This window comes from Streptomyces sp. NPDC060027, assembly GCF_042737005.1.
Classification (GTDB): Bacteria; Actinomycetota; Actinomycetes; order Streptomycetales; family Streptomycetaceae; genus Streptomyces.
The window spans coordinates 56,394-67,404 of sequence record NZ_JBHWVI010000020.1; the positions used below are offsets into that span (position 1 = coordinate 56,394).

Sequence of the window (11,011 nt, forward strand, 5' to 3'; positions counted from 1 at the left end):
TCACATCGGCCCGACTGAGAGGAAGCATCCATGGACACGACAGGGCTTCGTGCCGCCTACGACAAGTTGCTCGACATCGCGGCCAGGCCCGACCTCGGTGAAGCGGACGACGGAGGATGGAACGCCGATCAGATTCTGGCTCACCTCCTCAGCGTCGACGCCGCGATCGCGGCCGTCGCTCTCGGCGTCGTCTCGGGCTCGCGCCCGACCTTCGACAACCGCGTCTCCCTCGACCCATGGAATCTCGAGCGGATCATCGCCGAGCACGCGGGCAGGGCGGACCTGACGGCCCATCTGCGGAGTCAGGCCACCGTCCTGTGTGACATCGCCGACCGGCTCGGCGAGAGGGTCGCGGCGGTTCTGGTGCCCTCGCTCCTCCTGTCCGGCGACGCACTCGTGCTGGACCAGCCGGTTCCGCTTGCCGCCCTCGTCGACGGCCTGGCCGAGGACCACGTGCCCAGGCACGCCCAGCAACTCCTGGACCTTCGCGTCGCTGTCCCCGGGCGAGCCTGACCGTCACCTCGACGCCCCAGGGTGTGCCCGGGCGGGGCTGCCGACCATTCGGGGGTCCGACTATCTGACGGGAATGTGCAAGTGAGGTGAAAACGGCACGCATTGTGTGATGTCGCCTCGGATCCCCATGCCCTTCCTGCTCCTGAGGCGTTGTCAGGTGGCCCTGCCGAGGCGTGGCGTACCTGTTTCCGGTCGGCCGGGGGCGGAAGCCTGTTACTCACTTTCGGGTGACGGGCGCACGAAGTGGGCCGATGTGCAGGATGCCCACTTATAGACCAGATGCTGCAGGAGTAAGGGAGTTGAGGATGACAGTCCCTCACTCTTCTGTATTCGGCTATTAAAGGCCGGATACAGGCGTCTGTAACCGAAATGTTCTCAATCGGTAACAGCGGTCGAGTGTCGCTCGTATCAGGCCGGGACGAGGAGGAACTTATGAGTCCTCGGCCACCGGGCCGGGAGTCGCACAAGGTCGCACCACGCAGTTCCCTACAGAGGGGCGCTGCTCAGGGTGTGCCTGCTCTCGAACCTTGAGGAGCATTCATGTCCGTTTCCACGTCTGTCACGGCCCGTCGTCTGGCGGCCGCGGTCCTCGCCGCCGGCACGCTGGTCGGCTCGGCCGCCGTGTCGGCCTCCGCCGCGGAGCCGCGCCACGAGCGCACGCACGTCGCCATCAGCAGGGTCCAGAGCGACGCGCCGGGCTTTGACGACCGCTCCAGCCGTTCCCTGAACGCGGAGTGGGTGGAAATCACCAACTCGAACGGCCGCTGGGTGAACCTGAACGGCTGGACGCTGTCGGACGAGGACGGCAACCGCTACACGTTCCACCACTACTACCTGGCCGGCCGCTCCACCGTCCGTGTCCACACCGGCTACGGCCGCGACACCAGCCGCGACGTCTACCAGGACCGCCGTGCCGAGGTGTGGGACAACCGCTCCGACACCGCCACGCTGAGGACCGAGCGCGGCCGCTTCGTCGACAACGTCTCCTGGGGCCGGCACCACGACCGTGACCACGGACGCGACGACCACCGTGGGCACGGGGACAACCGTGGCCACGGCGACCACTGGGGTCACGGCGACCACCGGGGTCACGGCGACCACCGGGGTCACGGTGACAACCGGGGTCACGGCGACAACCGCGGGCATGGCGACCACCGGGGTCACGGTGACAACCGGGGTCACGGCGACAACCGCGGGCACGGTGACAACCGGGGTCACGGTGACAACCGCGGCCAGGGCCAGGGTCAGGGCCAGGGTCAGGGTCAGGGCCAGGGTCAGGGTCAGGGCCAGGGTCAGGGCCAGGGTCACGGTCCGGGCCGGGGCCCCGTCCGGGGCTGAACAGCGCCTGAAAGCACACCCGTTCAGGGTGGACGCGGACAGCATCCGGTCAGGACGTGGAGATGACCGGGTGTAGTCACGGGCCCGATCGGACCTGGTGAGAACCAGGGGCCCGCAGGACGGAATCACCGCAGAGGACCCGCACCGCACGGTGCGGGTCTTCTGCGTTCGAGCGCGGACGGACGCACCTCGGGCTTCAGCCCGAGGTGCAAGTCAATTCATGTCTGCTTCAGCGGCGACCGTGAGCCGTAGACCGGGGCCAGGGGTCCGCACCGGCTGACGCGGGACGACATCGCGGACGCGTTCGCCGACGCGCTGCGCGTCGACTCCATCGAGCCGGCCACGATCGAGATCACCTTGGACCCGGCGGGCATCCGGGCCTGGCGCGTCGCCATGACGAGGGTGTGAGGACGCCGGCGTTCGTGGTTCGGCGTGACCCGCGGTGGTTCGGTGACCCGCGACGGGGCGCGGCCGTCCACGACGGCGCCGGGGCCGCGGCCCTCACAGCACCCGGCGTCTGCGTCCGAGCCAGGTCTGTGCGATGACCACGACGGCCAGGAAGGCGCCGCTGACGACCTGTTGGTACGCGGAGTCCAGGGAGCCGATCTGGTTGATGACGTTCTGGATGACCTTCAGCAGGAGCACACCCACGAGCGATCCGCTGATGAAGCCGAACCCGCCGGTGAGCAGGGTGCCGCCGATGACGACCGCGGAGATCGCCTCCAGTTCCATGCCGGAGCCGAGGATCGTCACGCCCGACACCAGCCAGGCCGCGTTGAGCGCTCCGGCGAGCCCCGCGCACAGCCCGGAGAGCGTGTAGACGGAGATCTTCGTACGGGCCACGGGCGCGCCCATCAGCGCCGCCGCGTCCTCGTTCCCGCCGACCGCGTACACGTACTGGCCGAACCGGGTGCGCCGGAGCACGACCGCGCCGAGCACGAAGAGCGCCACGGTGATCCACACGGGCACGCCGATACCGAGCAGCGTGCCCTGTCCGAGCCTGGCGAAGAACGACTCCTTGTCCACGAGATACGTCCTGGAGCCCTCGTCGGTGACGGAGAGCAGGATGCCCCGGGCGCCCAGCATCGCGGCCAGCGTGACGATGAAGGGGGCCAGGCGCGAGCGGGCGATCAGCAGGCCGTTGACCAGGCCGATCAGTCCGCACACCACCAGCGGCAGCAGCAGGGCGACCGCTGTTCCGTACCGCGATCCCCAGGCCGCCAGGACTCCGCCGAGGGCGAAGAGCGAGCCCACCGACAGATCGATGCCGCCGGTGACGATGACGAAGGTCATGCCGAGTGCGACCACGGCGAGGAACGCCGAGGAGAGCGCCATGTTCTCCAGGTTGTCGCCGGTCAGGAAGGTGTCGAAGCTGAGGGAGGCCGCGACCATCGCGACGATCAGGGTGACCAGGGCGCCGTGCTGCTGGGCGAGGGCGCTGACCCGCTCGGAGCGGCCGGAGCCGGACACCTCGGCCTCGGCCGTGTTCTTCGCGCGTGCCGGAGTGTCCACGTCGGTCGTCATCGCTTTCCCCGTTCCCGTGCCGCGTAGACGGCGAGGACGATCACCACGGCCTGGGCGATCTGGGTCCACGACGGCGGCAGATCGTGCTTGATGAGCGTGGTGGTGAGCAACTGGATCAGGACCGCGCCGGCGACCGTGCCGCCGATGCGGACCCGGCCTCCGCTCAACGGGGTGCCGCCGACCACGACCGCGGTGATAGCCGACAGTTCCATCAGGTTGCCGAGCGAGGTCGGGTCGCTCGCGGTGAGGCGGGCGGTGGCGAGCACGCCCGCGACGGCCGCGAGGACGCCGGAGCAGACGTACACCAGGATCAGTACGCGGCGCACCGGCAGTCCGGCGAGCCGGGCCGCCGGGCGGCTGTCCCCGATGGCCAGGAGCTGGCGGCCGAAGGTCGTGCGGCGCACGACGAAGGCGACGAGCAGGGCGAGGGCGACGGCGATCAGCACGACGTACGGGATGCCCAGCACGTCGCCCGCGCCGAGTTCCGCCATGGCGGGGTCGCGGACGTCCTTGAGCTGGGGGAGGAGCACCAGCGCCAGTCCGCGCCCCGCGACCATCAGGGCGAGGGTCGCGACGATCGGCTGGACGCCGACGAAGGCGATGAGCGAGCCGTTGGCGACACCGATCACGGCGCCGCCGACCAGGGCGATGAGGATGGCGATGCCGGGCCCGTAGCCGAGATAGAGGGACAGCAGCGAGGTGGACAGGGCCATCACCGAGCCCACCGCCAGGTCGACCCCCTCGCTGCCGATCGCCAGCGCCATGCCGAGCGCCACGATCAGGACCGGGGCGACCTGGACCGCCTGGGTGCGGAAGTTCTCGGTGGACAGGAAGTGCGGCGTGAACACGGTGTTCACCAGGAAGAGGACCACGACCCCCAGGTAGACGCCGTATTCCTGGAGCAGGCGCAGCAGCCGGTCGCGGTCGGCGGTCACCCGGCCCAGCGTCAGGTCAGTCATCGTGGCCTCCCGGGCCGGTGCCCGTGCCGGTAGCCGTCGTGGTGGGGACGGCGGGTGCGGCGGCGATGGCGCGCATCAGCCGGTCCTCGGTGACGGCGTCGCCGGTCAGTTCTTCTACGACCGCGCCGTCCTTGAGGACGATCACCCGGTCGCTGCCCTCGATCAGTTCCTCGGGGTCCGAGGAGATGAGCAGGACACCGAGTCCGTCGTCGGCCAGTTCGTCGATCAGTTTCTGCACCTCCGCCTTGGCGCCGACGTCGATGCCCCGGGTCGGCTCGTCGAGGATCAGGACCTTGGGCTGCATGGCCAGCCAGCGGGCCAGCAGGACCTTCTGCTGGTTGCCGCCGGACAGTTCGCCCACCTTCTGGTGGGGGCTCGCGGCCTTGATCCGCAGCCGTTTCATGAACGTCTCCACGATCCGGTCGATGCGTGCCTCGTCGACCAGACCGAAGCGGGAGAGGCCCGGCAGCGCGGCGAGCGCGATGTTCTCGCGGACCGAGAGGCCCGGCACGATGCCCTCGGCCTTGCGGTCCTCGGGGAGCAGGCTGATGCCGGCGCGGATCGCGGCGGGGGTCGAGCCGGTGCGCACGCGCACGCCCGCCACCACGACCCGCCCGGAGTCGGTGGGCAGCGCGCCCGCGATGGCCTTCGCGGTCTCGGTGCGGCCCGAACCGAGCAGTCCGCCGAGCCCCACCACCTCCCCGGGCCGCACGGAGACCGACACGCCGTCCAGCTGGTGACGCGCTGTCAGATCGTGTGCCTCCAGGACGGGTTCGGCGTCGGTGTCGTGGCTGCCCGCGAACTTGGTCAGACCGTCCTGTCGTACGTCCGCGATCTCCCGCCCCAGCATCAGCGCCACGAGCCGCAGGCGGTCGAGTTCGGCGATCCGGCCCGTGTGCACCACCTTGCCGTCGCGCAGCACGGTGACCGCGTCGCAGATCTCGTACAGCTCGTCGAGCCGGTGGCTGACGTAGATCACCGCGATGCCCCGCTCGCGGAGCATCCGGATCACCCCGAACAGGGTCCGCACCTCGCGGGGTTCGAGCGAGGAGGTCGGTTCGTCCATGACGACCACACGGGCGTCGACGGAGACGGCTCGGGCGAGGGCCACCATCTGCTGTGCGCCGACGCCCAGTTCGCGCAGTGGCCGGCGTACGTCGACACGCAGACCGAGCTCGCGCAGGGCCTCGTCGGCCTGCCGGTGCATGCGCCGGAAGTCGATCAGGCCGAGCCGGTTGCGCGGTTCGCGGCCGAGGAAGAGGTTGCGGGCCACGCTCAGCAGCGGGACGAGGTTGACCTCCTGGTAGATGGTGGAGATTCCCGCGTGCTGAGCCTGGAGCGGCGTGGCGAAATGGACCGGGGTGCCGTCGTACGTCACCTCGCCCTCGTCGGGCCGGTAGACGCCGGTGAGGACCTTGATGAGGGTCGACTTGCCGGCGCCGTTCTCTCCGATGAGGGCGTGCACCTCCCCGGCGCGGGCCGTGAAGTCCACCGAGGACAGGGCCTTGACGCCGGGGAAGGTCTTGGACAGGCCGTTCACCGACAACATGTCAGTAGGCCTTGCCCAGGTCGGACTTGGCGTTGGCCTCGGTGTACGCGCTGTCCTGGATCACGATGTCCTGGGCGACCTTCTCGCCCTGGGTGAAGGTGTCCAGGGTCTGGAAGGCGAGCGGCCCGAAGCGCGGGTTGGACTCGACGACGCCGTCGATCCAGCCGTCGACGATGCCCTGGACGGCGTTGCGGGTGCCGTCGATCGTCACGATCTTCACCGCGCCCGGCTTCTTGCCGGCCCCCTTGAGGGCGTTGACCGCGCCGAGTCCCATCTCGTCGTTCTCGGCGTAGATCCCGGTGATGCCGGGCTTGGACTGGATGAGGTTCTCGGTGACCGACTGGCCCTTCTCCCGTGCGAATTCACCGGTCTGCTTGAAGACGATCTTGAGGCCGGGAGCCTTCTCCTTGAGGCGGTCCTCGAAGCCCTTGGTGCGTTCGGTCGTCACGTTGTTGCCCGCGGCGCCGAGCAGGATCGCGATGTCGCCCTTGCCTCCGGTCGCCTCGATCATCCGGTCCGCGGCCCGCTTGCCCTGCTCCACGAAGTCGGAGCCGATGAAGCTCACATAGTCCTTGCAGGCGGTGGCGTTGATCTTGCGGTCGATGGTGATGATCGGGATGTGCTTGGCGGACGCCGAGCGCAGGACGGGTTCCCAGCCGTCGGAGTTGAGCGGCGCGATCACGAGCAGGTCGGCGCCCTTGGCGATGAGGTCCTGGACGTCGCTGATCTGCTTGGAGAACTGCGACTGCGCGTTGGCCGTCAGCAGTTTCACGCCCCGCTTGTCCGCCTCGGCCTTGATCGACGCGGTCTCGGCGATCCGGAAGGGGTTGGCCTCCTTCTCGGACTGGGAGAAGCCGACGGTGGCGGTCTTCAGGTCGATCTTCTTGGCGCCGTAGGCGTCGATGGCGCAGGTCGGTCCGGAGCCCGCGGACGGTGAGGCGACGACCTGTCCCGAGTCGCCCTGGCCGGCGGAGTTCTTGTCCTGGTCGGCGGAGTCGTCCTCCGACTTCGCGCATCCGGAGACGAGCGCGAGGCTCGTGATGAGGCCGGTGGCGAGGAGGGTCCTGGCGGAGGTGCGATGACGTGGTGCGATCGGCTTCATGGAGTCCCCAAACGGCGCGGCCCCGGCGCTGAGAGCGCTCCCGGGGATGATCGGCTCTTGCGGTCAACTCGGTGTACACGTCGTTCCGGGGAGGTTTTTACATCGTTGGAAGGAGGCTGTAAAGCCTTCCGTCCGAAATCTCGTCAGCGCCGCCCCAGGGTGCTCTCGCGTTCAACGAGCCTGAAATCCGCGGTCAGTTCACGTCCGCCCGGCTCCGTCCGGCCCGACAGGCTGCGCAGCAGGGAGGCCACCGCCATCCGCGCGATGGCCTGTTTGTCCGGCGACACTGTCGTCAGCGTGACCGCGCCGAACCGCCCCTCCTCGATGTCGTCGAAGCCGACCACCGCCACGTCCCACGGCACCCGCAGACCGCGCTCGTGCAGCACCCGCATCGCACCGATGGCGACCAGGTCGTTGTACGCGAAGACGGCGTCCGGGCGCACTCCGGAATCCAGCAGACGGGCCATCGCCCGGGCGCCCTCGTCGCGGTCCCAGCCGCCGACCGGCACCACCAGTTCATCGGGCGCGGGCACCCCGGCCTCCGTCAACTCCTCGCGCCAGCCGGCCAGCCGCAGATGCGCGGGCCGGTTGGCCGAATCCGTGCGGGCCCCCAGGTAGGCGATCCGCGAGCGTCCGCGGCTCAGCAGATGGCGTACCGCGCTGCGTGCCGCCGCCACATTGTCGATCGCGATGTGGTCGTAGGGAAGTTCGTACTCCCGCTCGCCGAGCAGCACGAGCGGCACGTCGTCCGCGCGGGAGCGCAGGTCCTCCGCCTCCAGCTCCAGCGGGCTGAGGATCAGGCCGTCGATGACGTTGGCCCGGAAACCCTGGCTCACCAGCACTTCCTGCTCACGGTCGCCGCGCGTGTGGTCCAGAAGCACGGTGAACTCGTGCTCGGCGGCGGCATCGATGACGGCCCCCGCCAGCTCCGCGAAGTACGGGTTGCCCAGCTCGGGGATGGCGAGGGCGATGATGCCGGTGCGCCCTTTGCGCAGGTGGCGCGCCGTGAGGTTCGGCCGGTAGCCCAGCTCGTCGATGGCTTCCTGAACCCGTGCCCGCATGGCCGGGGTGACGTGCGGATAGTTGTTCACGACGTTCGAAACCGTCTTGATCGAGACGCCTGCGTGCTCGGCGACGTCCTTCAGGCTGACCCGCAAGGGAGCTCCTCTTCATCGATGTGCGCCCCCGTCACCTGGGCGTTTGTCATGACCCTGGACAGAGGCCGGGACCCGTGCTGTGATGCCAACTCCCATTCCTTCCAACGTTGTACAGACTGAAGCAACGAGCCGCCACCCTTCCTCAGCCAAGGAGGATCCGTGCGCATCAGAAACCCCAGAAGCATCAGAACCCAACTGGCACTCCTGCTCGTCGCGGTGCTCGGCCTCGCGGGGCTCACCGCGGCCCCGGCCGCCACGGCCGCCGACGACCCCGTGGAAGTCCACGGCCTGAAGGGCGAGTACTACACCCAGTCCGCCCCCGGCGCCTTCGACTTCCATGAGCTGAAGGCCACCGGATTAGACACCCACCTCGACTTCGACAACCTGGAGCCGCGACTCGACTTCGCCACCGGACAGTCGGACGACGTCAACGTCCGCTGGACCGGCCGGATCGTCCCGGAGAAGACCGGCGCCCACACCTTCTCGATCATCGGCGACAACGGCTTCCGGCTGTGGGTCGACGGACATCTCGCCATCGACCACTGGGTCGACGACTGGGACCGCGAACAGACCTCCCAGCCAGTCGACCTGACGGCCGGTCAGACCTACGACATCAAGGTCGAGTACTTCGAGCACTTCGGCGGCTCGAACCTCCATCTGCGCTGGACCCCGCCCGGCGGCACCAGGACGGCCGTCCCGCAGTCGGCCCTCCGGCTGCCCGACGGATACGCCTACGACGGCGCCATCGCGACCACGGTCCAGGGTGACGGCCGTACCCTGCGCCTCGACTTCGCCCAGGCGCTGACCGCGCCGCCGGCCGGTCTCACCGATCATGTCGAAGCCGTCATCGGCGGCGCCAAGTGGCCCCTGACCTCGGCGAAACTGGACCCGGCCGACCCGAAGTCCCTCCTCGTCGGGCTGAAAGAACCCGTCGTCGGCAACAAGACCGGCACCGCCCGTGGCACCGCCGACCTCCGCTACGACGGCAAGGGCGGCCTCTCCGGCACGAACGGCAACGTTGTCAACGCCTTCTGGAGCAGCGGCCCCAACCACTCCACACATCAGCTGCGCACGAAGTGGGCGGACGACGTGGGCCCGGGCAACGCCCACCCCGAGTACCCCCGGCCGCAGCTGGCCCGGGACAAGTGGCGCAATCTGAACGGCTCGTGGCAGTTCGCCGCCGCCGAGGCCGGTGAGCAGCCGCCGGTGGGCAAGAAGCTCGCCGAGAAGATCCTCGTGCCCTACCCCGTGGAGTCCCAGCTCTCCGGCATAGAACGGCACGAGGACCGTATGTGGTACCGGCGCACCTTCACCGTCCCGTCCGACTGGAAGGTCGGCTCCGGCAAGCGCCTCCAGCTCAACTTCGGCGCCGTCGACTGGCGGGCCGAGGTCTATGTCAACGGCACCAGGGTCGCCGAACACCAGGGCGGCTACGACAAGTTCAGCGCCGACATCACCGCCGCGCTGAAGCCCGGCCGCACCCAGGAACTGATCGTCGGCGTCTACGACCCGACCGACGCGCAGGGCGGCGAGAACCCGCCGGTCGGCAAACAGCGCCTCGACCCCAGCGGCATCTGGTACACCCCGTCCTCCGGTATCTGGCAGACGGTGTGGATGGAGCCGGTGGCGGCCGACCACGTCGACTCGCTCAAGCTCACGCCCGACGTCAAGAACGGCCGGCTCACCGTCGAACCGCAGGGCGTCCGGGACGGAGTGACGGTCACCGCCACCGCGTACGCCGGACACCGCGAGGTCGCCACCGTGACCGGCCGAACCGGGCAGCCGCTGACCCTGAAGATCACCGACCCGCACCTCTGGTCGCCCGACGACCCCTTCCTCTACGACCTGAAGGTGAGCGTCGGCGCCGACCGGGTCGGAAGCTACTTCGGGATGCGGTCCATCGCCGTGGAACGGGTGAACGGAACCCCGCGCACCGTCCTCAACGGCAAACCCGTCTTCATGATGGCCACCCTCGACCAGGGGTTCTGGCCCGACGGCCTGCACACCGCGCCGACCGACGAGGCCCTGGCGTACGACCTGAAGATGCACAAGGAGATGGGCTTCAACGCGGTCCGCAAGCACATCAAGGTGGAACCCGACCGCTGGTTCTACTGGGCGGACCGCCTCGGCCTGATGGTCTGGCAGGACATGCCCGCCATGACCGCCGGGGTCAACCCGAACGCCGCGTCCCGCGCCGAGTACGAGCGCGAGATGAAGCAGATGATCGACGAGCACATCAGCAGCCCGTCGATCGTCATGTGGGTGACCTTCAACGAGGGCTGGGGCCAGTACGACGAGGCCCGCATCGCCGACCAGGCCAAGGCCTGGGACCCGACGCGCCTCATCAACTCCATGTCGGGCATCAACCTCGGCGTGGACGGCGGCACCGGCGACATCATCGACGAGCACGGCTACCCGAGCCCCGCGCTGCCACCGAACCCCGACGGGAAACGGGCCCTGGTCAGCGGCGAGTACGGCGGTCTCGGACTCGCGGTGCCCGGACACGCCTGGTCCGTCCAGCAGTCCTACGTCGACGTCGACCCCTCGGCGTACACCGACGACTACCTGGCCCGCCTCGCCGAGGTGCACAAGCTCGCCTGCAAGGGCGGCAACGGCGCCGTCTACACCCAGATCTCGGACGTGGAAGGAGAGTTGAACGGACTGGTCACGTACGACCGCGAGGTGGTCAAGCCCGACGTGAAGCGGCTGAAGGCCGCCCACGACGCGCTGATCCACGACGCGTCACAGCCGACGCCGGCGGGCTGCTCCTGACGGCGAGGCGCCCGGCACACGCCTCCCCGCCGCACCGCGCGCCTCGCCCCGACCCGCTGACGGGTCGCCGGCACGGTCCGCCCTCCCCGTACAGGAG

General features: G+C 69.3%; 9 protein-coding genes. 3 read left to right on the top strand and 6 right to left on the bottom strand.

From position 1 onward, the window contains the following. The first annotated feature begins 30 nt into the window (after positions 1–30). A complete protein-coding gene (locus ACFWBT_RS08020) occupies positions 31–513 on the top strand; it encodes a hypothetical protein (protein ID WP_385697228.1) in 483 nt (160 codons plus the stop codon). A gap of 540 nt (positions 514–1,053) precedes the next feature. Next, complete coding sequence (locus tag ACFWBT_RS08025; protein WP_385697230.1) at positions 1,054–1,851, top strand: lamin tail domain-containing protein; 798 nt, start codon at positions 1,054–1,056, stop codon at positions 1,849–1,851. Positions 1,852–2,069: 218 nt separating this feature from the next. On the opposite strand, the gene ACFWBT_RS08030 is transcribed toward ACFWBT_RS08025, so the two are convergent. From ACFWBT_RS08030 to ACFWBT_RS08055, 6 genes are all read right to left on the bottom strand, one after another. Further along, positions 2,070–2,246 (bottom strand): hypothetical protein, encoded by a 177-nt coding sequence (locus ACFWBT_RS08030; RefSeq protein WP_385697232.1) that lies wholly within the window; start codon positions 2,244–2,246, stop codon positions 2,070–2,072. A 106-nt stretch (positions 2,247–2,352) separates the two neighbouring features. Continuing rightward, entirely contained in the window at positions 2,353–3,375 is a 1,023-nt protein-coding gene (locus ACFWBT_RS08035) for an ABC transporter permease (RefSeq protein WP_385697233.1), read from the bottom strand. Next, complete coding sequence (locus ACFWBT_RS08040; protein WP_385697234.1) at positions 3,372–4,334, bottom strand: ABC transporter permease; 963 nt, start codon at positions 4,332–4,334, stop codon at positions 3,372–3,374. Before ACFWBT_RS08040 ends, ACFWBT_RS08035 begins: the two co-directional genes overlap by 4 nt. After that, a complete protein-coding gene (locus ACFWBT_RS08045; RefSeq protein ID WP_385697235.1) occupies positions 4,327–5,883 on the bottom strand; it encodes a sugar ABC transporter ATP-binding protein in 1,557 nt (518 codons plus the stop codon). Before ACFWBT_RS08045 ends, ACFWBT_RS08040 begins: the two co-directional genes overlap by 8 nt. A gap of 1 nt (position 5,884) precedes the next feature. Continuing rightward, on the bottom strand, positions 5,885–6,985 hold the full coding sequence (locus tag ACFWBT_RS08050) for an ABC transporter substrate-binding protein (protein WP_385697237.1): 1,101 nt from the start codon (positions 6,983–6,985) through the stop codon (positions 5,885–5,887). Between the two features lie 143 nt (positions 6,986–7,128). After that, complete coding sequence (locus ACFWBT_RS08055) at positions 7,129–8,142, bottom strand: LacI family DNA-binding transcriptional regulator (RefSeq protein WP_266764705.1); 1,014 nt, start codon at positions 8,140–8,142, stop codon at positions 7,129–7,131. A 159-nt stretch (positions 8,143–8,301) separates the two neighbouring features. On the opposite strand from ACFWBT_RS08055, the gene ACFWBT_RS08060 reads away from it, so the two are divergent. Then, on the top strand, positions 8,302–10,914 hold the full coding sequence (locus tag ACFWBT_RS08060) for a PA14 domain-containing protein (RefSeq protein ID WP_385697239.1): 2,613 nt from the start codon (positions 8,302–8,304) through the stop codon (positions 10,912–10,914). Positions 10,915–11,011: the final 97 nt, after the last annotated feature.